The organism is Micromonospora sp. NBC_01405 (genome assembly GCF_045040155.1).
In the GTDB taxonomy this organism is placed as follows: Bacteria; Actinomycetota; Actinomycetes; order Mycobacteriales; family Micromonosporaceae; genus Micromonospora.
This window is the reverse complement of the sequence record NZ_CP109532.1, coordinates 2,684,895-2,710,722: the sequence shown is the minus strand read 5'-3', so window position 1 is coordinate 2,710,722 and position 25,828 is coordinate 2,684,895. Positions and strand designations below refer to the sequence as shown.

The window sequence follows — 25,828 nt, the reverse complement described above, 5'->3', positions numbered from 1 at the left end:
TCGAGCCTCGCCGCCCGGCTGAGCCGCCCGGCGCGCACAGCCGCTGCTCAGCCCAGCCGGGCGGCGTCGAGCAGGCCGCGTACCCGCAGCTCGGTGGCGAGGGCGGGCGGGCAGTCGACGACCACCGCGGACGTGCCGAGGACCTCGGCCCCCCGGGTCGCGCAGATCTCGTACAGGGCGTGGAGTTGGGCACCGGTGGCCACCCAGTCGTCGACCACCAGCACCCGGTCCCCGGGGCCCAGGTGCCGGTCCCGGACGCCGAGTGCGACCCGGCGGCCCCGGAAGTCGGGCGGGCTCTGCGCCCAGGTGGTCGCCCCGGCGGGCAGCCGCCCGTCCCCGGCCTTGTGCGCCGGCACGAAGCCCACCCCGAGCGCGGTGGCGGCGAGCGGGCCGAGCAACAGCCCGGTGACGGCCGGGGCGAGCACCACGGTCGGCCGGGCGGCCCGGAACGGCGTGACCAGGGCCGGCCCGAGTTCCGCCAGAACGGCCGGGTCCCGCCACCAGCCGGAGACGTCGCTGACCAGGTGGGTGCTCCCCGGGCCGGGATCGATCCACCGGAACAGCTCGACGAGGCGTTCGCTCAGCTCAGCGGGCATGCCGCCCATCCTGCGACATCCCCGCGAGCCGTGCGGTGCCGGCCGGGTTCGGGGCCGGCCGGGTTCGGGGCCGAGCGGGCCACCTCGCCTCGGATGATCGGCTACACGTATGCGAGCAAATACGTGCATAGCACCATGATCACGTTGACTTCGGAAGTGCTTCTCTCGTTACGGTCCGGGCCGGTTTGTTCAGCGACGACGAAAGGACGGGCCCGGTGGCTGGTAGGCACTCCCGTACCCGCATGTTCTCCTCGCCGGCCGGCATCGCGGCCACCGCGGCGGTCGGTGTCGCGCTCGCCGTCGGTGGGACCGTCGGCGCCGTCCAGCTCGCCTCCGGCGAACCGGCGGACTCCGCGCCGGCCCTCGCCGACGCCCCGGTGAGCAGCCCCGCCGTGCCGGCCTCACCCTCGGCGTCGCCGAGCGCGAGCCTGCCGCCCAGCGCCAGCCCCTCGCCGACGGTCACGGTCAGCCCGAAGGCGACCCGGACCCAGGCCGCGTCGCGGAGCAAGGCCCGCACCGCCGCGCCGAAGCCGGCCGCCACGACCAGGAAGCCGGCCCCGACCAGCACCGTCGTCGACAGCGGCTCCTGCGGCGCGTCCTTCTACGACGAGGGCCAGCTCACGGCCAACGGGGAGACCTTCAACCCCAACGAGCTGACCGCCGCGCACAAGACCCTGCCGTTCGACACCAGGGTCCGGGTGACCAACCCGGCGAACGGCAGGTCGGTCACCGTGCGGATCAACGATCGTGGCCCGTTCATCGAGGGCCGCTGCATCGACCTGTCCCGGGCCGCATTCGCCACCATCACCTCCGTCGACGTCGGCGCGCTCACGGTGAAATACGAGGTCCTGGGCTGACTCGGCGACCCCTGCGGTGGGCGAGGCATCCGTCCCCCGTCGGTCCGGCACTCCGGACCGGCCGGGCAGAACATCCTCGGACGACGGGCCAGGCTCATTCACCGGCCCGCGTCGATCAGGCATGCTGTCCCTCGTACGCACGCATGCCTTCCAGTCGGGCCGCGGCCCGCTGAGCCCCGGATCCCGCGCCGGCCTCGGCGCGGCCCTTGCCCTGCTCGCAATCATCTCCGGGGTGGAGTTGGCGGACGGCCGCACGGCGCACTACATCGCCCTGATGGTCGCCGCGCCCTTCCTCGCCGCCGCGCTCGCCTCCTGGCGGGTGGTGCTCGGGGTGGGCGCCGTCGCCACCGCGATCGGGTCGGCCTTCGCCCTGATGGAGCCGGCGACATCGCTGGTGACTGCGGTCAACGTGGCCGGCATCGCGCTGGCCACCGCCATCGCGGGTGTGGCGGCCGGCGTCCGGGAGCGGCAGGCCGAGCAGATCGCCGAGCTGTCCAAGTTGGCGACGGTGGCCCAGCAGGCGGTGCTGCGTCCGCTCGGCCCGCAGGTGGGCACACTGGCGGTGGCCGGGCGCTACATCTCGTCCACCGCCACCGCCGAGATCGGCGGCGACCTGTACGAGGCGATCGACACCCCGTACGGCGTGCGCATGATCATCGGTGACGTCCGGGGCAAGGGGCTGGACGCCGTCCGGCTGGCCAGCATCGTGCTCGGCTCGTACCGGCACGTGGCGTACGAGCGGGCCGACCTGCGGGCCGTGGTGACCGACCTGGACCGGGCGGTGGCCCGCAATGTCGGCGACGAGGACTTCGTCACCGCCGCGCTGGTCGAGGAGCGGGGCGGGACGCTCACCATCGTCAACTGCGGCCACCCGGCACCGCTGCTGCTGCGCCGGGGCGCGGTGATCCCCCTCGAACCGCCGGCACCCGCCCCGCCGCTGGGCTTCATGCCGGTCGTCCGGCCCCGGGTCGAGCGGCTGGAGCCGGGCGACCGCCTGCTGCTGTTCACCGACGGCCTCGGCGAGGCCCGCCGGGACGGCGAGTTCTTCCCGACCGCCGACCGGGCCTGGCGGTTGCTCGGCCACGGCACGGTCGGCGACGGGCTGGCCTCGCTGGAGACCGCCCTGGTCGAGTGGGTGCACGGCCGGCTCGACGACGACATCGCCCTGGTCCTGATGGAGTACGCGGGCCCGAGCAGCGCGGTGACCGCCCCGGTGCCGAGCTGGGAGGTCGGTGCCGCCGAGGGCTGACGGAGCTGGGAGGTCGGTGCCGCCGGGGCTGACGGAGACGCTCCGTGTCGGGATCGTGCTGTTTCCTGGAGAATGTGGTGTCGCGGTGCGGCTGAGGCCACTGATTCCAGGATTGGGCACGATTTCGTCACTCGGCACCGGGCGGTGGCGGCCCGACGGCCGCTGGCCTGCTGATTCGGTGGCCCGGCGAGCGCCGGAACGCAGGTGTGTAATCGCTGTCACTTCAGCGGGCGGCTTGTCGCTGCCTACCGGCGAGTAATACAGTCGGGGTTACTGATCGGTAATACCTGTCCGGAAGCGGGGCCAGCGAGCATGACCCACTACAAGAGCAACCTTCGGGACCTCGAGTTCAACCTGTTCGAGGTCTTCGGGGCGGACCGGGCGTTCGGCCAGGAGCCGTACTCGGATCTCGACGTCGACACCGCGCGCAGCTTCCTCGCCGAGGTGGACCGCCTCGCCCGCGAGGATCTGGCCGCCAGCTACACGGACAGTGACCGGAACCCGCCGGTCTTCGACCCGGCCACGCACACCGCACCGCTGCCGGAGTCGTTCAAGAAGTCGTACCAGGCGTTCATGGACTCGGAGTTCTGGCGGCTGGACCTCCCGCCGGCCCTCGGCGGCACCAACGCCCCCCGCGCCCTGTGGTGGTCGCTCGCCGAGTTGGTGCTCGGCGCGAACGCCCCGGTCTGGATGTACTCCTCCGGCCCTTCCTTCGCGCACGTGGTGTACGTCGAGGGCAACGAGCGGCAGCAGAAGTGGGCCAAGCTCTTCGTCGAGAAGCAGTGGGGCTCCACCATGGTGCTCACCGAGCCGGACGCGGGCTCGGACGTCGGCGCCGGTCGCGCCCGCGCCGTCCAGCAGCCGGACGGCTCGTGGCACATCGAGGGCGTGAAGCGCTTCATCACCTCCGGCGAGCACGACCTGAGCGACAACATCGTGCACTACGTGCTGGCCCGCCCGGTCGGCGTCGAGGGCGCCGGCGGCCCGGGCACCAAGGGGCTGTCGCTGTTCGTCGTCCCGAAGTACCACTTCGACGAGAACACCGGCGAGCTGGGCGAGCGCAACGGCGTCTACGCCACCAACGTCGAGCACAAGATGGGGATCAGGGTCTCCAACACCTGCGAGATGACCTTCGGCGAGCACGGCGTGCCGGCGAAGGGCTGGCTGCTGGGCGACAAGCACGACGGCATCCGGCAGATGTTCATGATCATCGAATACGCCCGGATGATGGTCGGCACCAAGGCGATCGCCACCCTCTCCACGGGCTACCTCAACGCCTTGGAGTACGCGAAGAACCGGGTGCAGGGCGCCGACCTGATCCAGCAGGCCGACAAGACCGCGCCCCGGGTCACCATCACCCACCACCCGGACGTGCGCCGCTCGCTGATGCTTCAGAAGTCGTACGCCGAGGGCCTGCGTGCCCTGGTCTGCTACACCGCCACCTGGCAGGACCAGGTCGCCATCGCCGAGGCGGCCGGCGACGAGAAGGCGACGAAGACCGCGAAGCGGGTCAACGACCTGCTGCTGCCGCTGGTCAAGGGCGTGGGCTCGGAGCGGGCGTACGAGATGCTCGGCCACGAGTCGCTCCAGACGTTCGGCGGCTCCGGCTTCCTCGAGGACTACCCGCTGGAGCAGTACATCCGGGACTCGAAGATCGACACCCTGTACGAGGGCACCACGGCGATCCAGAGCCTCGACCTGGTCTTCCGGAAGATCGTCCGGGACAACGGCAAGGCCCTGATGACGGTGGCCACCGAGATCCAGGAGTTCATCACCTCCGAGGGCGGCAACGGCCAGCTCAAGCAGGAGCGGCAGTCGCTCGGCAAGGCGCTCGCCGAGATCCAGAGCATGCTCGGCGTGCTCACCGGCTGGCTGGGCGAGGCGCAGGCCGGCGACTCCCGGGCGCTCTACAAGGTCGGCCTGAGCAGCCGGCGGTTCCTGCTGGCGATCGGCGACCTGGTCGTCGGCTGGCTGCTCCAGCGGCAGGCCGACGTGGCCCTGCGTGCCCTGAACGGCGAACTCTCCGCCGCCGACAAGGCGTTCTACACCGGCAAGGTCGCCGCCGCGAAGTTCTTCGCCCGCGAGGTGCTGCCCCGCCTCGGCGCCGACCGGCGGATCATCGAGAACACCGACCTGGACGTGATGGACCTCCCGGAGGAGTCCTTCTAGCCCACCCCCGGGGCGCCCCGCGCGCCCCCACCCGCCGGGTCTGCGCCGGCACTTTCACGGAATGAGGGGCTGTCCCGCGCCGGGAGGCCACGAATTCCGTGAAAGTGCCGGCGCTTCTGGTTCGGAGGGGTTCGGGGCTCTATCGGGGTGTCTGTACCGGGTAGTTGGCGGCGCGGGCGGGTAACCGGGGCGCGGACGTCGTCAGTGAACGCCCAGAGCCACCGCACGTGGGGGTGCAGCGCACATGGGCATTGGTAGCGGAATCTTTCTGATCGCCATCGGCGCGATCCTGACCTTCGCCATCCGGGCGAACGTCTGGTGGGTGGACCTGCGCGCGGTCGGCTGGGTGTTCATCCTGGCCGGGTTGGCCGTACTGCTCACCACGCTCTGGTTCTGGCAGGACCGGCGTAAGCGGGCGCGCACCTTGATCGTGGAGGAGAACCGGCTGTCGCATCCGACCGCGATGATGCCGCCTCCGCCCGACCCGCCTCCGCCCACGGCGCCGCCGTCCTGAGTGAGCCCGTGAGCAGGGGCCCTGGTCGCACCGGGGCCCCTGCCACGCGTACCCGCCCCGGGCTCAGCCCCGCGCGGTGTGGCGGGCGGTGATGTCGGCGTGGCGCAGGTCGGCCCAGCGGAGCCGGGTGCGGTGCACCACGAGGTCGACGGTACGCATGCCCTGCTGGTCCGCCCGGTCCGGGTCGAGGAGCGCCGAGAGCAGCGAGACACCCGGGTTGTGGGCGACCAGCAGCACCGTCGTCGCCTCCGGCGGTGCCGACCGGACCAGGGCCAGCAGCTCCACCGGGCCTGCCTCGTACACGCCGGGCTCGTAGCGCACCGCCGGGGAGGTGCCGGCGGGCCCGGTCTCGTCCGGTGAGCCGGTCATGCCCAGCGCCACCCCGTGCCAGGTCCCCCGGGTGCGTCTCGCGGGCGAACAGAACACCACGTCGGGCAGCAGGCCGTGCCGGGCCAGCCAGGCGCCCGCAGCGGCGGCGTCGGCCTGCCCCCGCGCGGTCAGCGGCCGGTCGGCGTCCCTGCCGTCGCCCGGCGGTTCCGCCTTGGCGTGCCTCAGCAGCACCAGCGTCCGTTCCGTACCCCCGGCGTCCGTCATGGCCCCAGCTTGCCCGATTGGCGAGCGGAGTGCCGGGGTATGTCGATGGGTGCCGCAACCTCACGATGGCCGCGGCGGGTAGTAGCGCCAGCTGACAGCCAAGGAGGCGACAAAATGGGCATTGGTGCCAGCATCTTCCTCATCGCACTGGGTGCGATCTTCGCGTTCGCCGTGCAGGCCGACCTGGGGTGGCTCAACCTCAGCGTCGTCGGCTGGGTGCTGATGCTCGCCGGGGTCGTCAGCCTGCTCACCACCCTCTACTTCTGGAACCGGGGCCGGCGCACCGTGGTGGCCACCCCGGTGCGGGAGAACCGGGTCGTGGCCGACCGGGTCGTACCGGTGCAGGGCGAGCCGGTGGTGCAGGAGTACCGCGAGGTGCGCCGCCCGGGCCGGACGGTCTGACCAGCCGGCCCGACGACCGCGTGCCGACGGCCGAGGACAGCCTGCCGGCCCGGCCGACCACCACCCGAAAACCCCGGGGCCCCGCAACGGTGCGGGGCCCTCGGCGTGTGCGGGCAGGTACTGCCCCCGTGCGGCCCTCAGGCGAACAGGGCGAAGTAGATCGCGATGTGGTGGCAGACCGCGGCCACCAGGGTGCAGGCGTGGAAGAACTCGTGGTGGCCGAAGACGGTGGGCCACGGGTTGGGGCGGCGCAGCGCGTAGAAGACCGCGCCGACGCTGTAGATCGCGCCACCGACCGCCAGCAGCACCAGCGCGGTCACCCCGCCGGAGTGCAGGATCTGCGGCAGCATCGCCACCGCGACCCAACCGAGCGCCAGGTAGAGCGGGGCGGAGACCCAGCGCGGGGCGTGCGGCCAGATCAGTTTCACCGCCACCCCGCCCAGCGCGCCGCCCCAGACCAGGGCGAGCATGGTGGTCGCGTGCCGGGCGTCCAGCAACAGGACGCAGAACGGCGTGTACGTACCGGCGATGAACACGAAGATCATCGAGTGGTCCATCCGGCGCATGATCTGATACCCGCGTTCCGACCACACCCGGCGGTGGTAGAGCGCGCTGGTGCCGAAGAGCCCGCACACGGTCAGGCTGTAGATCAGGCAGCTCACCAGCGGAGCCCAGCCGGGCCGACCGGCTGCGACGGAACAGAGCACGACGCCGCAGACGAGCGCGATGAAGAACGCGTAGGTGTGCAGCCAGCCCCGCATCCGGGGCTTTCCGATGTCGACCGGCTTGAGTCGAAGCGGGGCGGAGGTCGTCACGCCATTAGGTTACGGCACCGTAGGTTACCTGCAAGTAGTGTCCCGGGTCACGAGATCGAGGGGTCGGACGCCCCTGGCCGTCCGCCGAATCGGGAATCATGACGGGATGCGGATCCGACCCGTCGGCACGAACGCACTCCTGCTCGACTGCGACGGCCCCGACCAGGTCGAGGCTTGGCGCGCTGAGCTGTGGCGCCGCCGGGCAGCCGGCGAGCTGACCGCCGTCGAGATCGTCCCGGCGGCCCGTACCGTGCTGCTCGACGGGGTGCCCGACCCGGCCCGGGCCGCCGCACTCGTCGCCGGCTGGACGCCCCGACCCGCCGCCGACGCCGGGCCCACCGACGAGGTCGAGGTCCCCGTCCGGTACGACGGTGCGGACCTGCCCGCCGTCGCCGCCCACTGGGGGGTGGACGTGCCCGAAGTGGTCGCCCGGCTCACCGGCACCGAGTTCCGGGTCGCCTTCTGCGGGTTCGCGCCCGGGTTCGCGTACCTGACCGGGCTGCCGGCGGAATGGGCCGTACCCCGGCTGCCGACGCCCCGGGCCCGGGTGCCGGCCGGCTCGGTCGCCCTGGCCGGCCCGTACGCCGGGATCTACCCCGGCGCGTCGCCCGGCGGCTGGCTGCTGGTCGGCCGGACCGACCTGTCCCTGTTCGACGTGCGCGCCGACCCGCCGGCCCGGCTCACCCCGGGCACCCGGGTCCGCCTGGTGGCCGGGTGACCGCCCGCCCGGCCGCCCCGGTCGCCGACGATCCGGCGGGCCGGATCGAGGTGCTCCGGGCCGGCGCGCTCACCACCGTGCAGGACCAGGGACGGCCCGGCTGGGCGCACCTCGGCGTGCCCCGGTCCGGGGCGCTCGACCCGGCGGCGCTGCGGCTGGCCAACCGCCTCGTCGGCAACCCGGAGGCCGCCGCCGGCCTGGAGATCACCCTGACCGGCTGCACGCTGCGGCTGACCCGGGCCGGCACGGTCGCGATCACCGGCGCGGACGTCGACGTCCGGGTCGGCGACCGGCCCGGCGACGTCGGCCGGCCCCTCGCGGTCCCGGCCGGGGCGGTCGTGCGGGTCGGCCCGGCCCGCACCGGGCTACGGAGCTGGCTCGCGGTGGCCGGCGGGATCGCCGTCGCACCGGTGCTCGGCAGCCGGTCCACCGACACCCTCTCCGGCCTCGGCCCGCCCCCGCTGCGCGACGGCGACACCCTGCCGCTCGGCGCCCCGGCCGGCGACCCCGCGCCGGTGGACGGCACCGTCGGCCGCCCGGCCCCGGTCGAGCTGCTCCTCGGGCTACGACCCGGCCCCCGGGACGACTGGTTCACCGCTGCCGCGTTCGACCTGCTGTACGACACGGCGTACACCGTGAGCTCGGTGAGTAACCGGGTCGGCGTGCGACTGGTCGGTGCACCGCTGCCCCGCGCGGTGGCCGGGGAACTGCCCAGCGAGGGCATCGTGCTGGGCGCGGTGCAGGTCCCCGCCGACGGTCAGCCGCTGATCTTCCTCGCCGACCACCCGACCACCGGCGGCTACCCGGTCGTCGGGGTGGTGGACGACGCGACCGGACTCGCACAGGCCCGCCCAGGTACTACGGTGAGGTTCCATGGACCTCAACGCTGACCTCGGCGAGGGTTTCGGCATCTGGCGGCTCGGCGACGACGAGGCGCTGCTGGACCTGATCACCTCGGCCAACGTCGCCTGCGGCTTCCACGGCGGCGACCCGTCCACCATGCGCCGGGTCTGCGCCGCCGCCGCCGAACGCGGGGTCACCGTCGGCGCCCAGGTCGGCTACCGCGACCTCGCCGGATTCGGCCGCCGGCACATCGCGTACGCCTTCACCGACCTGCGCGACGAGGTGACCTACCAGCTCGGCGCGCTCGACGCGTTCTGCCGGGCGTTCCGCATCCGGGTCCGGTACCTGAAGCCGCACGGCGCGCTCTACCACGCGGCGGCGGCCGACGAGTCGCAGGCCGCCGCGCTGGTCGCCGCGATCAACGACTACGACCGCGAGCTGCCGGTGCTCTGCGCGCCCGGCTCGGTGCTCGCCCAACTCGCCACCGGGGCGGGCATCCGGGTGGTCGCCGAGGGCTTCGCCGACCGGGGCTACCTGCCCAACGGCACGCTGGTGCCCCGCACCGCCCTCGGCGCGCTGGTCACCGACCCCGAGCGGGTGGCCGAGCGGGCCGTCCGGATGGCCACCGAGCGGACCGTGGTCGCGGTCGACGGCACTGTCGTCCCCTGCCCGGTCGAATCGATCTGCCTGCACGGGGACACCCCGGGCGCGGTGGCGTCCGCCGCCCTGGTGCGGGCCGCGCTCATCGACGCGGGAGTCACCCCCACCCCGTTCGTGTGAACGGACCCGCCCTGCCGGCCCTGCCCCGCTGCGCCGGCCCTGCCCCGCCGGCCCCGCCCCGCAGCGTCGGCGGCGGGGTCAGGCGTCCAGGCCGCGCAGGACCAGCGGGAGCCGGGCCGCGGCGCCCTCGACCACCCGGACCGGCACGCCCCAGTCCTGCCGGGTCAGGTGGCAGGCCGCGTGCTCCACGCCGGCGTCACACGTCGCCGCCTGGGCGGTCACCTGGAGCACCCCACCGGCCACCGCACCGTCGACCACCAGCCGGCGGGACAGCTCCGTGCCGGTGCCTGCCCCGTCCAGCAGCAGCTCCGGCGGGGACGCCGAGACCACCAACCGGGTCGACGGCCCGTACGTCTCGTCCAGCTTCTGCCCCGGGGCCGGGGTGAAGACGATGTCCAGGGTGACCTCGCCGGCCGTCACGTCCGTCGGCTTCCGCTCGGTGCGGTGCCGGGGCCCATCGACTGTGCTCGCCCCGGCGGCCGACAGCGCGCCCGGAGCCAGCCGGGTCAGCCGGTGCGCCGCCGACTCGACCACCAGCACCCCGCCGTCGGCGGTCAGCACCACGTCGCTCGGCTCGGCCAGCCCGGCGGCGACCGTGGACACCTGGCCGGTCCCCGGGTCGAACCGGCGGACCGCCCCGTTGTACGTGTCGGCGACCAGCACCGAGCCGTCCGGCAGCGCGCACACGCCCAGCGGGTGCTGGAGCAGCGCCCGCTCGGCCGGCCCGTCGACGTGGCCGAAGTCGAACAACCCCTGCCCGACGGCGGTGCCCAGGAGGCCGTTCTCGACGTACCGGACCGCGCTTGTCTCGCTGTCGGCGATCCACAGCCGCGCGCCGTCGGTCGACACCGACAGGCCGGACGGCTGCGCCATCCACGCCTCGGTCAGGGGGCCGTCGCGCAGCGCCTCGACCGTGGTGCCGGCGTACATCCCGGCGGTGCGTCGGATCGGGTCGAACCACCAGAGCTGGTGGATGCCGGCCATCGCGACGATCACCTTGTCGTCGTACCAGGCCAGGTCCCAGGGGGAGGAGAGGTCGACCGAGAGCGCGTCGTGGGCGTGGTCGTCCACCGTGGAGCGCCACTGCCGGGCGGTGCCGGCGACGGTGACCACCTCGCCGGTGCTCAGCCGCACGCCGCGCAGCAGATGGTTGACGGTGTCCGCGACGACCAGGTCGTACCCGGCGACCTCGGCCACGTGCTCCGGCAGCCGGCACAACCCCTGCGGCTCGGAGAACGCGGCGGCACCCGCCGGGCCGTCGGCCCGCCCCCGCTCGCCCGAGCCGATCCGGCGGACCACGGTCTCGCCGTCGGGGGCCAGTTCGACCAGGCAGTGCCGGGCCGAGTCGGAGACCAGCAGGTTCCCGCCGTCGAGCAGGACCGCCTTGCCGGGGAAGCGCAGGGTGGTCTCCGGCTCGGCCGGCGGCACGTACGGGCCGTCGCCCCGGTGCAGGGTGCCCCTCGCCTCGTGGGTGGCGACCAACTCGTCCACCAGCCGGGCCAGCCCTTCGGCGTGGCCCTCGCCGGCCATGGTGGCCACCACGTACCCCTCGGGGTCGATCACCGCGAGGGTCGGCCAGGCCCGGGCCGCGTACTGCTGCCACATGTCCAGCTCGGGATCGTCGAGGACGGGGTGGTGCACGCCGTACCGCTCGACGGCGGCGGCGAGGGCGTCCGGGTCCTTCTCGTGCTCGAACTTCGGCGAGTGGACGCCGACGACGACCAGCACGTCGGCGTACTTCTCCTCCAGCGGGCGCAGCTCATCGAGCACGTGCAGGCAGTTGATGCAGCAGAAGGTCCAGAAGTCCGCGACTACGATCTTGCCGCGCAGGTCGGCCAGCTTCAGGTCCCGCCCACTCGTGTTCAGCCAACCCCGTCCGCGCAGCTCCGGGGCACGTACTCGTGCGCTCATCTCCTCAGTCTGCCCGACGGGGATGCCCCGTACGCCAACACCCGGCGCGGGGCCCCGGTCACACCCGGCGTACGACGAGGGCGGGGCCACGGTGGTCCGTGGCCCCGCCCTCGGGAATCCGCTACTTGGTGGACGGCTTCAGGCAGAGCACCTTGTTCGGCACGTCGCCTTGGAGCATTGCGGACGGCTGGGTCGGGTCGGCGCACTTCTCCTTGGCGTCGACCCTCGACACCACGGTGAAGGTGTCGGCCTCGCCGCAGGTCGCCGCCGTCACGTTGGCGCCAACCCGCTTCACGCAGGAGCCGACCGCCGGCACCTTGTCGTCGCTGAACTTGCCGAGCAGCATGAGCAGGCCGAGCGGGACCGCGAGGATCAGCACGGCGGCCACCAGCACGACGGCCAGCACCCGGCCGTTGCGCACCTTCGGCGGTGGGGCCTCGGTCTTCTGCTCGGCCGCGTCCGGCTTGAACGAGTCGAACCGGCCCTGCTCGGGCTCCACGTCCCAGGACGAACCCGACTGCTGGCCCTGCGTCGGGAAGGCCGGCGGGAAGCCACCCTGAGCCGGCTCGCCGAATGGGGCCGGGCCGTGCCCCGGCGCCGCGCCCTGGGCGGCCGCGCCACCGCTGACCGGGGCCGTCGGGCCGCCGAACTGGTCATTCGGCCGGTCGCCGTCGTGCGGCCGGACGCCGTTCACCGGCCGGTTGCTGACCGGCGGGTCCATGAAGGACGGCACGCCGGGCGGGAAGACGGGCGGAACTGCCCCTGCCGCGGCGGCCGGCCCGTCGCCGTATCCGTGTTGCCGGTCGGGCTCGTCGAAACGCTGCGGCGCCCGGTCGTCGAACCGCTGCTGCTGGCCGGCCTCGTCGAACCGCCCGTGCGGGCTCGGCTCGTCGAACCGGCTCTGCGGCCCGGGCTCGTCGAACCGCCCGTGCTGGCCGGCCTCGTCGAACCGCCCGTGCGGGCTCGGCTCGTCGAACCGGGCCTGTGGGCCGTGCTCATCGAAGTGTCCCTGTGGGCCCGGCTCGTCGAAGCGGTGCGGCGGGTTGGGGTCGGGGTAGAAGCCCTGCCCCTCCGCCTGCTCCGGCTCCTCGACCGGCTCCGGGCGGGTGGGCCGGCCGTACACCCGGGGCTGCGGCGCGGGCGCGTCGCCGGGCCGGACCTGGTCGGCCGGGGGCGTCACCCGGCTGGTCAGCGGCACGGACGCGCTCGCCGAGACGCTGCCGGGCTCCCCGGCCTCCGGCAGGGAGACAGCGGCCCGGGCGGACGCCTGGCCCTCCGGCGACATCCGGGGAGCGGGAACGACCGGGCCGGCGGGAGACTGGGGCTCCTCGGTGCGGCCCCAGCCGTTGTCGGCCCCCGCCAGTTCCGGCTCGTACGCCGACGGCCCGCCCTCGCGGCCTGACGGCTCGACCTCCGGGGTGAACTGGGCCGGCGGCAGGTAGTCGGCCGGCGGGGCGGCGGCCAGGCTGGCGCCGGGCACCCGCTGCTCCTGCGGCGGCAGTGGGACGGCGTTGGCCGGCGAGATCCCTGGGGCCGGTGCCGGCTGGTACAGCGGCCGGTCCTCCGACCGTTCCGGCTCCCAGCCGTTGCCGGCCGGCTGTGTTGCCGCGGGCTCCGCCTCGGCGGACCGTCCCCACGCCTCGCCCGGTGCCCACGGCTCGACGTCCGGCACGGCGGGCCGCTCGGTCCGATCCGGGCCGGGCCATTGCTGCTGGTCCTCTGCCGGGGCGCTCCAGGATGGCGGCCCGTCCACACTGACGGTGGCGGTGGCCCGGGCAGGCGGCACCGATGTCGGCTCGGCAGCCGCCCAGTCCGGGACGGCCGGGCGGTCCTCCTGCTGCTGCGGCACCGACGCCGCGCCCCACGCGCCGGGCGTGGCCGTCCCGTCGGCACCGGCCCAGGCGGTCGGCTGGGGCTGGTCGTCGCGCTTGCCTTCCGTGGCAGCCCAGCTGTCGGAGCGGGCGGGGTCGTCCTGAGGGGAGGCGGGCGAGCCGGCGTTCCAGCCGCCGGAGCGGGCGGGGTCGTCCTGCTGTCCGCCGGCGTTCCAGCCGCCGGAGCGGGCGGGGTCGTCCTGCTGTCCGGTGGGGTTCCAGCCGTCGGACGGGTTGGCGTCGGCCTGGGCGGGCCAGGCGTCCTGGGGCGGGGTGGCCTGGCCGGGGACGCGGGCGGCACCCCGGGCGGCCGACTCGGTCTGCCCCCAGGGCGTGGGCGGTTGCTCGGCCTTGCCGGCGAACGCGGGCTGCTCGGCCGGGGCCCAGCCAACTGGGTGAACGGCTCCGTCGTCCGGCTGCCGGCCGGCGTTCCAGCCGCCGGAGCGGGCGGGGTCGTCCTGAGGGGAGGCGGGCGAGCCGGCGTTCCAGCCGCCGGAGCGGGCGGGGTCGTCCTGCTGTCCGGTGGGGTTCCAGCCGTCGGACGGGTTGGCGTCGGCCTGGGCGGGCCAGGCGTCCTGGGGCGGGGTGGCCTGGCCGGGGACGCGGGCGGCACCCCGGGCGGCCGACTCGTTCTGGCCCCACGCGGCGGGCGGCTGCTCGGCCTGGGCGGGCCAGGCCGGCGCCGGCTGTTCGGGCTGCGTTCCCCAGGCCGGCTGGGGCTGATCACCGGCGGGGCCGGGCGGCGTGGGCGGCGCGGTGGCGGGCCAGGTGGGGCTGGGCTGATTCTCCTGCTTCCAGTCCGGCATCGGCTGGTCGGCCTGGCCCCAGGCGGGCTGCGACGCGGCGGGCGGTGGCCCCCACACGTCCGGCCGGTGCGGCTCCGGCTGCTGTGCCGGCGCCTGGGCGGCATCCCACGCGGCGGTGGGCGGCTGGTCGTTCTGCGACGCGGCACCCCAGGCCGCCGTGGGCGGCTGGTCACCCTGCGGTGCGGCCCCCCACGCGGCGGTGGGTGGCGGGGCGGCACCCCAGGCCGCGGTGGGCGGCTGGCCACCCTGCGGTGCGGCGCCCCAGGCTGCGGTGGGCGGCTGGGCGTTCGGCGGGGCGGCGGCGCCCCAGGCAGCCGTGGGCGGCTGGTCGTTCTGCGCCGCCCGGGCGGGAGCTGGCGGATTCGGCCGGGCCGTGGGGGGCGGGGGTGCCCAGCCCAGGTCCGGGCTGGCGACGCCGTACGGCGCGGGCGCGCCGGTGCCCGGCGACACCTCGTCCGGCTCTTGGCCGGGGTGGTGCGGGCCCTCGGACGTCATCGGTGCGCCTCCTCCATCACATGTCGGCCGCCGACGCCGGCGGTGCGTCGGCGTCGGTGCCGGTGTCGCCGGCGATACCGGCAGCGGGGACTCCCCGCACCGTATCCGGTGACCGCCCGCGGCACCGGGGAGCACCGGCCGTCACTCCGCGTCGCCGGACCGTGTCGAGCAGCATCTATCGGCGCGACGGGTCCGGACGGTGTGGTTGACGACCGAACTCCACCGTACCGGGCGGTGCTGCGGGGCGGAATCCCGGTGTCAATCGGTCCGAAACGCCGACGACCCGCCCGGGGTGACCGGGCGGGTCGTCGAACTGGAGGAGGAGAGAAAAGTGTGGGGCGTCAGCTCATGTGACGCTGGGCGATGGTGAGAAGCTCGTCACGGACCGCAGGCGAGTTGGCGGAACGCAGCGCGTGCTCGATGGCGCGGGCACGGCGGTTGGCGTCGCGGCGGTTGCGGATTCGCTCGATCATGCTCATCTGGGTCTCTTCTCCTGGCTATTCGGTTGTCATCCCCTGATGTGTCCATTGAAGCGCAAGATGGGCGGGGAATCCATCGATTATTAGGTGAGCTGGGACACCTGCCTAAGGATCGTAGGTCAACGAGGCTTTTGGCCTGGGTTTTCTTCTACCAACGGCGACGGCCGGTGTGCCGGGCGTTCACCCGTGGCACACCGGCCGTCGCTGGTGTCGGCTAACCGTCAGGTCCAGGCGAGCAGCGCCGCCTCCGGGTCGGCCAGGAAGTCCCCGATGTCGCGGAGGAACTTCGACCCGAGCTCACCGTCGATGATCCGGTGGTCGAAGGACAGGCCCAGCGTGGTCACCTGACGCGGACGGACCTTGCCCTTGTGCACCCAGGGCATCTCACGGACCGCGCCGAAGGCCAGGATCGCCGACTCGCCCGGGGGCAGGATCGGCGTGCCGGTGTCCACCCCGAACACCCCGACATTGGTGATCGTCAGGGTGCCGCCGGACATGGAGGCGGGCGAGGTCCGGCCGGCCTTGGCCGTCTGCACGAGGTCGGTCATCGCGTCCGCCAACTCGCGTAGCGACAGCCGGCCGGCGTCCTTGATGTTCGGCACGATCAGCCCGCGCTCGGTGGCCGCCGCGATGCCCAGGTTGACGTAGTCCTTGACGACGATCTCGTCGCCGGCCCACGTCGAGTTGACCATCGGGTGTCGTCGCACCGCGAGCAGCACCGCCTTGGCCACCAGCAGCAGCGGCGAGACTCGGACATCGCGCCACTCCCGCCGGCCACGCAGCCGGTCCAGGGCCTTCGTCGCCCGAGTGACGTCGACGGTCATGAACTCCGTCACGTGTGGGGCCGTGAACGCCGAGCGGGACATGTTCTCGGCGGTGAGCTTACGTACCCCCTTGACGGGGATGCGCTGCTCGCGGTCCGCGCCGAAGCTCGCCGCCGTGGTGGTCGGTGCCACCGCCGTCAGCGGCTCGGCCGCCGTCGCGGTGCCGCTCGCCGCCTGCCGTACGTCCTCCCGGGTGACCGAGCCCAGTGGACCTGACCCGGTCAGCGCGGCCAGGTCGACGCCAAGGTCCCGGGCGAGCTTGCGTACCGGCGGCTTGGCCAGCACCGGCCCGCCTGCGCGCGTACCCCCGTGGCCGTTGCCGGTCGTCGGCGCGACGACCACCGGGGCGGCCGGGACCGGTGCCGGGGCGGCCGGAGCGCGGGTCGCCGGGGCGGCGGTGGCCTGGGCCGGGACGCCGGCCTTGCGCGGCCGGCGCTTGGCCGCCGTGGTGCGCGGGCCGTAGCCGACCAGGACGGCGGTGCGGCCGCCCGGGGCGGGGCCGCCGATCAGGCCCGGCTCGACCGCGCCCTCGCTCGGGGCCACCTCGACCGCCGCCAGCGATGCCGCCGACGGGGTGGGCAGGTCCGCCGACGGGGTGCCCGTGGTCGACTCCTCGATCGGGCCGGCACCCGGGTCGGTGTCGATCGCGATGATCGGCGTGCCGACCTCGATCGTGCTGCCCGCCGGGTGGAAGATCGACCGCACCTGACCGGCCCACTTCGCCGGGATCTCGACGGCAGCCTTGGCCGTCTCCACCTCGACGATCGGCTGGTTCAGCTCGATCATGTCGCCCACCTTGACCAGCCAGGCGAGGATCTCGCCCTCGGCCAGGCCCTCGCCCAGGTCGGGCAGGTTGAACTCCTTGATCCGCGACACGCCGCTCACCACCCGAAGGCCCGGTCGACGGCGTCGAGCACCCGATCGAGGTCCGGCAGGTACTCCTCCTCCACCCGGGAGGCCGGGTAGGGGGTGTCGAAGCCGGTCACCCGCAGCACCGGGGACTCCAGGGAGTAGAAGCACTCCTCGGTGATCCGGGCGGCGATCTCCGAGCCCAGGCCCAGGTTGCCCGGGGCCTCGTGCACCACCACGCACCGGCCGGTGCGCTTCACCGACTCGTACGCGGCGGTCAGGTCCAGCGGGGAGAGCGTGCGCAGGTCGATGACCTCCAGCTCCCGGCCGTCCTCGGCGGCGGCGGTCGCCGCCTCCACGCAGGTGCGCACCATCGGGCCGTACGCGAGCACGGTCGCGTCCGTCCCGGGTCGCGTCACCCGGGCCGAGTGCAGCGGGTACGCCGCCGACAGCGGGGCGTCCAGCTCGACCGGACCCTTCTCCCAGTAGCGCCGCTTGGGCTCCAGGAAGACGATCGGGTCGTCCGAGGCGATCGCCTGTTGGATCATCGAGTAGCCGTCCTGCGGGTTTGCACAGGTGACGACCTTCAGGCCGGCGGTGTGCGCGAAGTACGCCTCCGGCGACTCCGAGTGGTGCTCGACCGCGCCGATGCCCCCGCCGTACGGGATGCGGATGACCATCGGGATACGGAGTTTGCCCTGCGAGCGGTAGTGCATCTTCGCCACCTGCGACACGATCTGGTCGTACGCGGGGTAGACGAATCCGTCGAACTGGATCTCGCAGACCGGGCGGAAGCCGCGGATGGCCAGGCCGACCGCGGTGCCGATGATGCCGGACTCGGCCAACGGGGTGTCGATCACCCGCTGGTCGCCGAAGTCCTTCTGGAGCCCGTCGGTGACCCGGAAGACGCCGCCGAGCTTGCCGACGTCCTCGCCCATGATGATGACCTTCGGGTCGTCCTCCAGGGCCCTGCGCAGGCCGGTGTTGAGCGCCTTTCCGAGGGTGAGCGTCTCCGTGGCCATCAGTGGGCCCTCCCCTCGAACGACTCCATGTAGCGGCTGAACTGTGCCCGCTGCTCGTCGAGCTCAGGCGAACCGTGCGGGTAGACGTGGTCGAACATCGTCACCGGCTCGGGGTCGGGCATGGCGAGCACCCGCTCGCGCAGGTGCACCGACTCGGCGCGGGCCTGCTCGTCGAGGTCGGCGAAGAAGTCCGCGTCGGCGATCTTCTGCTTCTCCAGGAACGCCTTCATCCGGGCGATGGGGTCCTTGGCCTGCCAGGCCTCGACCTCGCTGGCGATCCGGTACCGGGTCGGGTCGTCGGAGGTGGTGTGCGCCCCCATCCGGTAGGTGTACGCCTCGATCAGGCTGGGGCCCTGGCCGAGCCGCGCGTTGTCCAGCGCGTGCCGGGTCACCGCGTACGAGGCGAGCACGTCGTTGCCGTCGACCCGGACGCCGGGGAAGCCGAAGCCGCCGGCCCGTTGGTAGAGCGGCACCCGGGTCTGCCGCTCCAGGGGCTCGGAGATGGCGTACTGGTTGTTCTGGCAGAAGAACACCAGCGGGGAGTTGAAGACGCTGGCCCAGACGAACGCCTCGTTGACGTCGCCCTGGCTGGTGGCGCCGTCGCCGAAGTAGGCGATGACCGCCTCGCCGTCCTCGGTGCCGGTCTTGCCGTCCATGTGGATGCCCATGGCGTACCCGGTCGCGTGCAGGGTCTGCGCCCCGATCACGATCGTGTACATGTTGAACTTGAACTCGTTCGGGTCCCAGCCGCCCTGGTTGACGCCGCGGAACAGGCCGAGCGGCATGATCGGGTCGATGCCCCGGCAGTAGAGGACGCCGTGCTCCCGGTAGGTCGGGAAGGCCATGTCCTGGCTGCGCAGCGCCCGGCCGGAGCCGACCTGCGCGGCCTCCTGGCCCAGCAGGCTCGCCCACAGGCCCAGTTCGCCCTGCCGCTGCAACGCGGTGGCCTCGGCGTCGAGCTTGCGGACCAGCACGAGGTCGCGGTAGAGCCCGCGGTACTCCTCGTCGGTGAAGTCGACGCGGTACTCCGTCCCGTCCGGGCCGAACGCCGTCTCGATGCGCTCGCCCTCGGGCGTCAGCAGCTGTACGAGTTCCGGGTTGCCGGAAGCCGCTGACGCGGCCCGCTTGGAACGGGGTGCGGCCCGCCGGCCGCGGGTGGTGACCCCGGGGTCGCCCTTTGCCATCCGTCTCTCCCTGTCATGTCTGCGTCGGCACCGGGGGTGACCCGTCCGCGCAAATCGTGCGCCGGCCCGGCCGGTGCCGGGCTGGTCCTGGCGGCCGCGCCTAGCCCCGGTGGGGGTTGCCGCGCGGCGTGAAGCCGGATCCGTGGGACGAACCCGGTTCGGGAGCGCCGACGCCCAACCGGGCCTGCCGCGGGGTGCGCGGAGGCCGCGGCTGCGTTGCCGTCGTGGTCCATATTCGCAGAGGAGGTGAGGGGCCCCACAGTACGCCCGCCCAGGTTTCCGGTCGCTGTCAGCTTTGCGGCTCATCAGGCGATTTGTCGTAGCGGATTCGCGTCCCGGTGGCGGCGGCGGACAAATTGTGTGTCGACACGCTGTGGTGCCTGGTGAACTGACCGTCACTGGTCCAAGCTGATGACGCCGGGGCGCGGCTTTCATGGGCTTATGTCCGCTTATCGCTGCCCTGTCGCCCGTGACCGTGCCCGACGACGAGGAGTATGGCGTGTCCCAGTCAGGTGAGGGTCCGGCCGCTCCGCTGCTCGGTCGGCACCGCGCGGCGGGCGGCTACCGCCGGGTCGTCGGCGCGCACCGCGCCCCGGGCTTCGCCGCTCACGGCCGGGGGTACCTCTTCACGGTCGCCCTGCTCGCCGGCACCGCCTCGATGCCGATCCTCGCCGCCGTCAGCGCGGGCTCGGCCACGGTGGGCAGCACGGCGCTGCCGGACAGCAGCACCCCGTTCATTCCCACCCCGTCCGTCGGCCCGGTGGTCGTTCCGCTGCCGGTGACCGGCCGGCCCGCGGTGATCCCGTCCACCCGGCCGGGCATGGTCGTAGCGCCGTCGACCGGCCCGTCCGCCCCGGGTCTGGCGCCGCGGGCCCCGGCCCCGCCGGCCGACCCCGATCGGTCCGGCCCGGACGCGATACGCCACCCGCCGCCCCCGGCGCCGATCCCCCCGCCGGCCCCCCGGCCGCCCACGCCGCCTCCCTCACCGAGCCCGACCCCGGCACCGCACCCGACGCCGGTGCCGTCACCGACCGACCCGCCGACGCCGGATCCGACGCCCACGGTGACGCTCTCCGACTCGACGCAGGCCCCTTCCCCACCGGGCGACACCGGGCCCTCGACCAGTTCGGAGCCGACCGGTTCGGAGCCGACCGCGAGCAGCCTCGGCGCGACCGTTGACCCGGCCGCCCGGCCGCGCGACATGCTCTGCGGTCGTGGAGCATGAACCGGATCGGCGGGCAGACGCGCGGCAGCGACTGGAGCGGGGCCAGGCCGGCGCGACCGGGGACGGGGCGCTGAGCGGCCCGGACCTCCCGGCCGAGCCCCCGGTTCCGACCGAGCCGACCGAGCCGGGCCTGCGGATCGCCCGGCTGGTCACCGAGCTGACCGCGCCAGCCGTCCTGGTGACCCTGCTGACCGTGGTGGTCGCCTGGCACGGAGCCCGGGGCGGGGTCCACGGGCTGGCCTGGGGGCTGCTCGCCACCGTCTTCGCCAGCGGCATCCCGTTCGCGTACATCCTCGGCGGGGTGCGGCGCGGACGGCTCACCGACCACCACGTCGGCGTACGCGAGCAGCGCCGGCTGCCGCTGCTGTTCGGGCTGGCCTCGGTGGCGATCGGGTGGGCCCTGCTCGCGGCGTTCGGCGCGCCCCGCCCGCTGCTCGCCCTGGTGGCCGCCGGCGTGGTGGGGCTGGTCGTGGCGGTGGCGGTGAGCCACTGGTGGAAGATGTCGATCCATACGGCGGTGGCCGCCGGGGCGGTGGCCGTCCTGGCGCTCACCTTCGGCGCCCCGCTGCTGGCCGCCGCGCCGCTGCCCGTGCTGGCGGGCTGGTCAAGGGTGCGGCTGCGCGCCCACACGCTCCCGCAGGTGGTGGTCGGCGGCGCCGTCGGCGGGCTGGTCGCCGGGGTCGTCTACGCCACGCTCGGCTGAGCCGCCCGCCCCGGCCGCTCCTGACCCCGCAGCCCGCGCGGGCCGTCAGGCAGGGCCGGCCACCCCGTCGGGGCGGGCTCAGCGGCCGAGCAGCGACGCCGTGCCCGCTCAGGCCCCGTCGTCGGCGAGCCGGTGCCGGTTCGCCTCGATCCAGGCGTCCAGGGCGACCGGGTCGTCCGGGTCCACCCCGTCGGCCATGAGCTGGGCCACGGCCGCGGTGGCCGGGCTGCGCCGCTCCCCTGTCGAGTAGAGCCGGGCGAACTCCGGGATCATCTCCTCGATCGCAGTGTCGGTCCGGGTCGCCGCCGCCTCCGGCAGCCCCTTGCGCCTGGCCGCGTAGGCCGCCCAGCCGCGTAGCACCCGGGGGAGCATCGCGGCGTCGTCCATGTCGAGCACGGCCCGCCGGTGCACCCAGTCGAGCAGGAACAGCTCGGCCACCGTGGGACTCCACCGCAGCGGGTCCGCGTCCGGGAAGCTCGCGGCGTGGTCGAGCAGCAGGCTGAGACAGAAGTGCAGCGAGGCGAGCCCCGCGTCGTCGGACGGGTCCAGATCGAACCGGACCGCCTCGGGCGAGGCGAGAAACGCCCGGACCAGGGCGGTCCGCTCGTCGCCGGAGAGCGGCTCGGCGTCCCGGGCGGCGCGCGCCGGCGGGGGCAGCAGCGCGAGCCGCGCGCCGGCCAGCGCGCGGTCGGTGGCGAGTGATCCCTCGGCGGGCAGCTCGCCCAGCTCGTCGGTGACCGTCAGGTGCCGGCCGACCTCGCCGTGCAGCCTGGCCGGGTCCTCCTCCCGGAACCAGGTCAACTCGTCGCCGTCGACCATCTCCCGGACCTGGTCGACGATCCGGCCGGCAGGGCCACCGACGAAGATGTCCTTGGTGATGCCGATGTTGTGATCGACCAGGGCCACCAGCGCGTGCTCGGGGCCGCCGGCCTCGTCGTCATAGGCGAAGGTGGCCAGGTAGGAGGTCTGGTCGCCGTACACGTCGCCGTAGCACCAGGTGCCGGTGAGGTGCACCCGGCCGAGCTGCTCGGACCAGGCGGGGGCCTGGGTGCCGGGGTGGACCTTCGCCGCGCCCTCCGCGTCCGGCACCAGGGCTGCGAAGACGGTGCGAATGGTCTTTGCCGCAGCGGTGCGGCGGCGGGTGGTGGCGGCGAGGAAGCCGGAGACGAACTCCCGGACGGCCCCCTCCCGGTCGGTCTCCGCGACCGCGTAGACGCTGCCCAACAACGCCGCGCCGAGCATCTCGGCATCGAGGGCGGTGTCGAGCCTGGTCACGTCGCGTGCGGCGTGCAGCACCGCGTCGTAGGGGGTCTGAGGCGTGGCCATGCGTCGACCCTACGCCCGCGGGGGAGCCCCGGACAGTGAAGGCTGACCGGGGTTCAGCTGCGCTCGGCGTCCCGCAACGCCTGCCTCGCCTGCCCGTACCGGTCGAGCACCGCCCGGACCGGCGTCACCACGTAATCCCGGCCGACCGCATCGACGGCGGCGGTGAGTCGCTTCTCGGCCCGGTGGCGGGCCCGGCGGGCCGACCACCGCACCACCGGGCGGGTCAGCGCGGCCAGCAGCAGCCCGGCGAGCAGGCCGCCGAGCAGCAACACGGTGGGCAGTGGGGCCTCGCCGACCCGGGGATACTCCAGCGCCGGCAGGCCGAGGGCCCGCAGCGCGTAGCCGAGGGCGAGCCAGCCGAGGCCGGCGACGGCGGCGACCGTGACCAGCCACTGCACCGCGCCGACGAACCGCCACCAGACCGGCCTGCGGTCCATCCCCAGGTCGGTGCCGGCCACCGCGCGGTCCAACGCGTCCGGCAGGTCTCCCAGCCGGGACCGGGCGGCGGTGGTCACCGCGGTCGCCCAGGGTGCCGGCAGGCCCGCGCCGGACCGGTCGGCCACCGCCCGCACGGCCAGCCCCAGCGCCGAGCGCTGGGCGGCGGTCGGATCGGGTACGGAGGTCGCGGCGACCAGGCTCTCCGCCGGGGCCCCCGCGTCCGTGCCGGAGACCGCGCCGGGCAGGTGCAGCCGGCGCAGCGGGTCGGGGCGCAGCCGCCGCCAGCCCCGCACCAGCGGCCAGCCGGTGCTGGCCACGGCCCGGTGCCGGTACGCCCCCTCGACCGCCGCCGCCACCGCCGGCACGCCGGCCGTCCCGGCCAGCGCCCGGCTCAGCGAGCCGACGGTCCCCTCGTCCGGCCCGGCGGCCGGCGTGTCGGCGGCGACCAGCTCGTCCAGCCCGGCGACGACCGTGTCGACGTCCCCGGCGAGGCGCCGCAGCGCGGCCTGCCGACCGGCGACCGTGCGTTCCAGCGTCCCGCGCAGCTCGACGATCCTGGCCGGGTCGATGGCGGTGGTGGCCAGTAGCGGCACCCCGCCCAGCCCGTCGGCGTCGAGCAGCCGGCGCAGGTCGTCCAGCACTGGGGGCAGCTCGGCCGGGGGCAGCCGGTCGGCCTGGTTGAGCACCACCAGCGTCACGTCGCGGTGCCGGTGGAACTCGCGCAGGTAGTTGGTGTGGATCACCCGGTCGGCGTACTTCTGCGGGTCGACGACCCAGACCACCAGGTCGACCAGGCCGAGCAGCCGGTCGACCTCCAGCCGGTGCGACCGCTGCACCGAGTCGAAGTCCGGCAGGTCGAGCAGCACCAGCCCGTGCAGGGCGGACTCGTCGTCGGCGTCGAGCGCGCTCTCCCGGACGAACCGGTGGCGGGGCAGCACGCCGATCCAGTCGAGCAGCCGGTTCGCCCCGTCCAGCGGACCCCAGACGCAGGCGTGCGCCACGCCGGTGGTGGGGCGGCGCACCCCGACCGGGGAGAGACCCAGCCGGGCGAGCGCGTTGAACAGGCTCGACTTGCCGCTGCCGGTGGCCCCGGCGAGGGCGACGACGGTGTGGTCCCGGGAGAGCGCAAGCCGGGTGCCGGCCCGCTCGACCAGGGTGTGCGCGGGCACGAGCTGGGCGTCTGGGAGCTGGCCGTCCACCGCGTCGAGGAACCGGCGGACCGCGTCCAGGCGGGCGATCAGCGCGTCGGGGTCGACCCGCTGGTCACCCTGGAGCGCCGCGCGCACCCGGTCGGCGATGTTGGTCATCGGGCCTCGGCCTCCGGGGTCGGTGCGGCGGGCAGGACCGGCGCGTCGGCCGTCGCCAGGCCGCTGCGGCGCCGGGCGTCCTCCACCCGGTCGCCCGCGGCGCGCAGCGGGTCGCCGGCGTCCGCCGCCGGGCGGGCCGCCGCGGTGCGGGACAGGAACCGGTCGGCCTCGGCGTCGAGCAGCTCCCGGACCCGCGCCAGCAGGTCGCCCCGGGCCCGGTTGGCCAGCGTACGCACGGCCTGGTCGCCGAAGATCGCCTGGAGCACGGCCTGCGCGGCGACGGTGGTGCCGGCCCCGGTGGCCACCTCCAGCCCGGTCGGGATGAACGCGGTCGAGGCGAAAACGGCGATCATCACGGCCAGCCCGGTGGCGTTGACCGCGTACGAGGCGGTGCGGGCCACGAACCGCTTGTCGCCGCCCTCGGCCCGGACCAGCTCCAGCACCCCGCGCTGCCAGTCGCGGACCAGGCGCTCGGCGCGGGCGGGGAAGTCCTCGGCCGGGTGCGCCAGCGGCGGGTCGAGCAGCGCCGCCCCGGCGGGGTGCGCCCGCCACCCGGTGTACGCGTTCTCGGCCGCCTCGGCGGCCACCCCGCGCAGCAGCGTGACGAGCTGGGACTCGATGGCGTTGCGCAGCTCCGCGGCGGGCGCGGGCCGGCCGGTCACCGCGGACACCAGGCGGTCCCGCAGCCGGCCGATCCGGGCCTCCAGGGTGCGGAAGAACTCACCGGTGCCGACGAACTCCTGCCAGCGGGCGAGCACCTCGCCGCGGAGCAGCCGGCCGTCCTTCAGCCCCTGCTCCACGGCCCGCTCGGCCCCCCGGTACGCGGCCCGCACCCGCTCGTCGAGGGCGTCGGCGGCGGCCACCTGCTCGTCGGCGGCGTCGGCCAGCCCCGCCACCGCGGGGTGCAGGGCGGCCAGCGCCCCGTCCAGGGTCTGCCGGACGACGGCGGACCGCGCCCCGGCGTCGGCGGCCAGCCGGGCGAACCAGGTGCTCAGCGGGGCGGTGACCTGGTCCGGTAGCAGGCCCTGGCCGTCCACCCACGTCTCGGGCAGGACGAACAGCGGCGCCGCGCCGAGGCCCTGTTCGGCGAGCATCTCGGCCAGATGGGCGGCCACCTCGTCGGTCGCCTCCACAGGCACCCGGTCGAGCACCATCGCGATCACCACGCCCCGGGCCCGCGCGGTGTGCAGCAGCTCCCAGGGGACCGCGTCGGCGTACCGGGCGGCGGTGGTGACGAAGAGCCAGAGGTCGGCGGCGGCGAGGAGTTGCCCGGCCAACGCCCGGTTGGCGTCGACCACCGAGTCGATGTCGGGGGCGTCGAGGAAGGCCAGCCCGGCGGGGAGCGCCGGGGCGGTGACCAGGTGCAGGGTCCCTGGGCCCTCGCTCGGCTCGTTGGTGCGGGTGAGGCCCGGCAGCAGCTCGCCCTGGCGGAACCAGCCGGAGTCTGCCGGGTTGCACACCAGCACCGGCGAGCGGGTGGTCGGCCGGAGCACTCCGGCGGCGCTGACCCGGGCCTGGACCAGGCTGTTGACCAGGGTCGACTTGCCGGCCCCGGTGGAGCCGCCGACGACCACCAGCAGCGGCGCGTCGAGCCGGGCCATCCGGGGCAGGAGATAGTCGTCGAGCTGCGCGGTGAGGCTCGCGCCGATCTGGCGGGCGGAGTCGGCCGAGGGCAGGGCGAGCGGGAACCGGGCCGCGCCGATCGCGGCCCGCAGGCCGGTGAGCGCGGCGGGCAGGCCGTCTCCGGTGGGGCCGGACGGGTCCTTGCCGGCGTCCTCGGTGCCGGTACGGGCGGCGACGGCGGGCGAACCGGAGCGGGCGGCGGGGTCCCCGTGCGTCGTCACCGCTAAA

General features: G+C 74.6%; 22 protein-coding genes. 9 read left to right on the top strand and 13 right to left on the bottom strand.

What is annotated here, in order from left to right; translation table 11 throughout:
• Positions 1-47 precede the first annotated feature (47 nt).
• A complete protein-coding gene (locus tag OG559_RS11250; RefSeq protein WP_405114940.1) occupies positions 48-596 on the bottom strand; it encodes a phosphoribosyltransferase family protein in 549 nt (182 codons plus the stop codon).
• A 215-nt stretch (positions 597-811) separates the two neighbouring features.
• Here OG559_RS11250 and OG559_RS11245 point away from each other — a divergent pair, with 215 nt between their 5' ends.
• The 4 genes from OG559_RS11245 (at position 812) to OG559_RS11230 (ending at position 5,385) form a co-directional block, all read left to right on the top strand.
• Positions 812-1,453, top strand: coding sequence for a septal ring lytic transglycosylase RlpA family protein (locus tag OG559_RS11245; protein WP_405114938.1), 642 nt, complete (start codon positions 812-814; stop codon positions 1,451-1,453).
• A gap of 121 nt (positions 1,454-1,574) precedes the next feature.
• A complete protein-coding gene (locus OG559_RS11240; RefSeq protein WP_405114936.1) occupies positions 1,575-2,702 on the top strand; it encodes a PP2C family protein-serine/threonine phosphatase in 1,128 nt (375 codons plus the stop codon).
• A 312-nt stretch (positions 2,703-3,014) separates the two neighbouring features.
• Positions 3,015-4,871 carry an acyl-CoA dehydrogenase gene (locus OG559_RS11235; protein ID WP_405114934.1) on the top strand — a complete coding sequence of 619 codons (1,857 nt, stop codon included), beginning with the start codon at positions 3,015-3,017 and terminating at the stop codon, positions 4,869-4,871.
• Between the two features lie 244 nt (positions 4,872-5,115).
• Complete coding sequence (locus tag OG559_RS11230) at positions 5,116-5,385, top strand: DUF6458 family protein (RefSeq protein WP_043961115.1); 270 nt, start codon at positions 5,116-5,118, stop codon at positions 5,383-5,385.
• Between the two features lie 63 nt (positions 5,386-5,448).
• On the opposite strand, the gene OG559_RS11225 is transcribed toward OG559_RS11230, so the two are convergent.
• Positions 5,449-5,979, bottom strand: coding sequence for a SixA phosphatase family protein (locus OG559_RS11225; RefSeq protein ID WP_405114932.1), 531 nt, complete (start codon positions 5,977-5,979; stop codon positions 5,449-5,451).
• Positions 5,980-6,093: 114 nt separating this feature from the next.
• On the opposite strand from OG559_RS11225, the gene OG559_RS11220 reads away from it, so the two are divergent.
• On the top strand, positions 6,094-6,381 hold the full coding sequence (locus OG559_RS11220) for a DUF6458 family protein (protein ID WP_386969025.1): 288 nt from the start codon (positions 6,094-6,096) through the stop codon (positions 6,379-6,381).
• A 137-nt stretch (positions 6,382-6,518) separates the two neighbouring features.
• Here the strand turns inward: OG559_RS11220 and trhA are convergent, their stop codons facing one another.
• Complete coding sequence (gene trhA, locus OG559_RS11215) at positions 6,519-7,196, bottom strand: PAQR family membrane homeostasis protein TrhA (RefSeq protein ID WP_396671751.1); 678 nt, start codon at positions 7,194-7,196, stop codon at positions 6,519-6,521.
• A 106-nt stretch (positions 7,197-7,302) separates the two neighbouring features.
• Between trhA and OG559_RS11210 the strand changes: the two genes are divergently transcribed.
• From OG559_RS11210 to OG559_RS11200, 3 genes are read left to right on the top strand one after another with little or no spacing between them, the layout of a single operon-like run.
• The gene (locus OG559_RS11210) at positions 7,303-7,914 is read left to right on the top strand and encodes an allophanate hydrolase subunit 1 (protein WP_405114929.1); all 612 of its coding nucleotides are present in this window, start codon (positions 7,303-7,305) and stop codon (positions 7,912-7,914) included.
• Positions 7,911-8,804: a biotin-dependent carboxyltransferase family protein gene (locus OG559_RS11205; RefSeq protein WP_405114927.1), complete on the top strand. Its 894-nt coding sequence runs from the start codon at positions 7,911-7,913 to the stop codon at positions 8,802-8,804. The genes OG559_RS11210 and OG559_RS11205 overlap by 4 nt, the downstream gene beginning before the upstream one ends.
• Positions 8,788-9,537, top strand: coding sequence for a LamB/YcsF family protein (locus OG559_RS11200; RefSeq protein WP_405114925.1), 750 nt, complete (start codon positions 8,788-8,790; stop codon positions 9,535-9,537). Before OG559_RS11205 ends, OG559_RS11200 begins: the two co-directional genes overlap by 17 nt.
• Before the next feature lie 78 nt (positions 9,538-9,615).
• Here the strand turns inward: OG559_RS11200 and OG559_RS11195 are convergent, their stop codons facing one another.
• The 7 genes from OG559_RS11195 to OG559_RS11165 form a co-directional block, all read right to left on the bottom strand.
• Positions 9,616-11,448 carry an NHL domain-containing thioredoxin family protein gene (locus OG559_RS11195; protein ID WP_405114923.1) on the bottom strand — a complete coding sequence of 611 codons (1,833 nt, stop codon included), beginning with the start codon at positions 11,446-11,448 and terminating at the stop codon, positions 9,616-9,618.
• 121 nt (positions 11,449-11,569) lie between these two features.
• The gene (locus OG559_RS11190; protein ID WP_405114921.1) at positions 11,570-14,620 is read right to left on the bottom strand and encodes a hypothetical protein; all 3,051 of its coding nucleotides are present in this window, start codon (positions 14,618-14,620) and stop codon (positions 11,570-11,572) included.
• A 341-nt stretch (positions 14,621-14,961) separates the two neighbouring features.
• Positions 14,962-15,099, bottom strand: coding sequence for a hypothetical protein (locus OG559_RS11185; protein WP_387026307.1), 138 nt, complete (start codon positions 15,097-15,099; stop codon positions 14,962-14,964).
• Positions 15,100-15,320: 221 nt separating this feature from the next.
• Positions 15,321-16,808: a dihydrolipoamide acetyltransferase family protein gene (locus OG559_RS11180; RefSeq protein WP_405114918.1), complete on the bottom strand. Its 1,488-nt coding sequence runs from the start codon at positions 16,806-16,808 to the stop codon at positions 15,321-15,323.
• Positions 16,805-17,794 carry an alpha-ketoacid dehydrogenase subunit beta gene (locus OG559_RS11175; protein ID WP_405114916.1) on the bottom strand — a complete coding sequence of 330 codons (990 nt, stop codon included), beginning with the start codon at positions 17,792-17,794 and terminating at the stop codon, positions 16,805-16,807. The genes OG559_RS11180 and OG559_RS11175 overlap by 4 nt, the downstream gene beginning before the upstream one ends.
• The gene (gene pdhA / locus OG559_RS11170) at positions 17,794-18,978 is read right to left on the bottom strand and encodes a pyruvate dehydrogenase (acetyl-transferring) E1 component subunit alpha (RefSeq protein WP_405114914.1); all 1,185 of its coding nucleotides are present in this window, start codon (positions 18,976-18,978) and stop codon (positions 17,794-17,796) included. The genes OG559_RS11175 and pdhA overlap by 1 nt, the downstream gene beginning before the upstream one ends.
• A gap of 606 nt (positions 18,979-19,584) precedes the next feature.
• Positions 19,585-20,181 (bottom strand): hypothetical protein, encoded by a 597-nt coding sequence (locus tag OG559_RS11165; protein WP_405114912.1) that lies wholly within the window; start codon positions 20,179-20,181, stop codon positions 19,585-19,587.
• A 92-nt stretch (positions 20,182-20,273) separates the two neighbouring features.
• Here OG559_RS11165 and OG559_RS11160 point away from each other — a divergent pair, with 92 nt between their 5' ends.
• On the top strand, positions 20,274-20,906 hold the full coding sequence (locus OG559_RS11160; protein ID WP_405116575.1) for a phosphoesterase PA-phosphatase: 633 nt from the start codon (positions 20,274-20,276) through the stop codon (positions 20,904-20,906).
• A 108-nt stretch (positions 20,907-21,014) separates the two neighbouring features.
• Here the strand turns inward: OG559_RS11160 and OG559_RS11155 are convergent, their stop codons facing one another.
• From OG559_RS11155 to OG559_RS11145, 3 genes are read right to left on the bottom strand one after another with little or no spacing between them, the layout of a single operon-like run.
• Positions 21,015-22,232 (bottom strand): hypothetical protein, encoded by a 1,218-nt coding sequence (locus OG559_RS11155; protein ID WP_405114910.1) that lies wholly within the window; start codon positions 22,230-22,232, stop codon positions 21,015-21,017.
• A gap of 53 nt (positions 22,233-22,285) precedes the next feature.
• Positions 22,286-23,977, bottom strand: a complete 1,692-nt coding sequence (locus tag OG559_RS11150) for a GTPase (protein ID WP_405114908.1) — start codon at positions 23,975-23,977, stop codon at positions 22,286-22,288.
• On the bottom strand, positions 23,974-25,821 hold the full coding sequence (locus OG559_RS11145) for an ABC transporter (RefSeq protein ID WP_405114906.1): 1,848 nt from the start codon (positions 25,819-25,821) through the stop codon (positions 23,974-23,976). The genes OG559_RS11150 and OG559_RS11145 overlap by 4 nt, the downstream gene beginning before the upstream one ends.
• Between the last annotated feature and the right edge of the window lie 7 nt (positions 25,822-25,828).

Bases quoted from the DNA above. Each gene is read 5' to 3' on its own strand.
- OG559_RS11235 (WP_405114934.1), top strand. From the start codon at position 3,015: ATGACCCACTACAAGAGCAACCTTCGGGACCTCGAGTTCAACCTGTTC.
- OG559_RS11240 (WP_405114936.1), top strand. From the start codon at position 1,575: ATGCTGTCCCTCGTACGCACGCATGCCTTCCAGTCGGGCCGCGGCCCG.
- OG559_RS11190 (WP_405114921.1), bottom strand. From the start codon at position 14,620: ATGACGTCCGAGGGCCCGCACCACCCCGGCCAAGAGCCGGACGAGGTG.
- OG559_RS11195 (WP_405114923.1), bottom strand. From the start codon at position 11,448: ATGAGCGCACGAGTACGTGCCCCGGAGCTGCGCGGACGGGGTTGGCTG.
- OG559_RS11165 (WP_405114912.1), bottom strand. From the start codon at position 20,181: ATGTCGCGCGGCCGGGCGGCCGGGTCAACGGTCGCGCCGAGGCTGCTC.
- OG559_RS11250 (WP_405114940.1), bottom strand. From the start codon at position 596: ATGCCCGCTGAGCTGAGCGAACGCCTCGTCGAGCTGTTCCGGTGGATC.
- OG559_RS11185 (WP_387026307.1), bottom strand. From the start codon at position 15,099: ATGAGCATGATCGAGCGAATCCGCAACCGCCGCGACGCCAACCGCCGT.
- OG559_RS11210 (WP_405114929.1), top strand. From the start codon at position 7,303: ATGCGGATCCGACCCGTCGGCACGAACGCACTCCTGCTCGACTGCGAC.
- OG559_RS11220 (WP_386969025.1), top strand. From the start codon at position 6,094: ATGGGCATTGGTGCCAGCATCTTCCTCATCGCACTGGGTGCGATCTTC.
- pdhA (WP_405114914.1), bottom strand. From the start codon at position 18,978: ATGGCAAAGGGCGACCCCGGGGTCACCACCCGCGGCCGGCGGGCCGCA.
- OG559_RS11155 (WP_405114910.1), bottom strand. From the start codon at position 22,232: ATGGCCACGCCTCAGACCCCCTACGACGCGGTGCTGCACGCCGCACGC.
- OG559_RS11225 (WP_405114932.1), bottom strand. From the start codon at position 5,979: ATGACGGACGCCGGGGGTACGGAACGGACGCTGGTGCTGCTGAGGCAC.
- OG559_RS11175 (WP_405114916.1), bottom strand. From the start codon at position 17,794: ATGGCCACGGAGACGCTCACCCTCGGAAAGGCGCTCAACACCGGCCTG.
- OG559_RS11150 (WP_405114908.1), bottom strand. From the start codon at position 23,977: ATGACCAACATCGCCGACCGGGTGCGCGCGGCGCTCCAGGGTGACCAG.
- OG559_RS11230 (WP_043961115.1), top strand. From the start codon at position 5,116: ATGGGCATTGGTAGCGGAATCTTTCTGATCGCCATCGGCGCGATCCTG.
- OG559_RS11200 (WP_405114925.1), top strand. From the start codon at position 8,788: ATGGACCTCAACGCTGACCTCGGCGAGGGTTTCGGCATCTGGCGGCTC.